Origin of the sequence: Acidisoma sp. S159 (assembly GCF_009766125.1) — a bacterium.
Taxonomy (GTDB): domain Bacteria; phylum Pseudomonadota; class Alphaproteobacteria; order Acetobacterales; family Acetobacteraceae; genus Acidisoma.
Genome location: NZ_LMUG01000045.1, coordinates 79,838 through 80,509, shown reverse-complemented (window position 1 = coordinate 80,509; position 672 = coordinate 79,838). Strand labels below are relative to the sequence as shown.

The 672-nt window shown below is 70.4% G+C and carries 1 pseudogene; it reads left to right on the top strand.

Going from position 1 to position 672, the window contains the following annotated elements:
- Positions 1–672: pseudogene (locus tag GSQ92_RS13560) on the top strand (adhesin); the annotation flags it as partial.

Sequence of the window (672 nt, the reverse complement as noted above, 5' to 3'; positions counted from 1 at the left end):
GGCGGTACGGTGCTGAGTGGCGCGACGCTGACCGTGTCGAGCGGGGTGACGGCAACCGGCGTCACCGTGCAGTCCGGCGGCTTGGAAGTGGTGCAATCCGGCGGGACAGCGGCCGCGACCATCGATGACGGAACGGTCACGGTCTCGTCAGGCGGCAAGACGCTTGGCGATACCGTGGCGAGCGGCGGCCATGAGACCGTGTCGGCGGGCGGCACGGATAGCGGCACCCTCGTCGGGTCCGGCGGCACGGATACCGTGTCGAGCGGCGGCACTTCGCTGAACCCGACGCTGTCATCCAGCGGCACGCTGGTTCTCCAGCCGGGGGCGGTGGAAAGCGGCGGCACGGTGGCCTCGGGCGGCACCCTTAGTGTGTCGAGCGGGGTGCGGATCGACGGCCTGATGGTGGCGTCTGGTGGCTCGGTGGTAATTCTGTCCAGCGGAATTGCGAGCGGCACGCTCGATAGCGGTTCGGTGCAGGTGAGCAGCGGTGGTGCGGAAGCCGGTGGCACGGTGGCGAGCGGCGGCCATGAGACGGTCTCCGCGGGTGGAACGGGCAGCGGCACCACGATCGAATCGGGCGGAACGGAGGCCGTGTCGAGCGGCGGGGCTCTCCTGGACCCGACGCTCTCGTCGGGTGGCACGCTCACTCTGGCTCCTGGCGCAACGGACAGC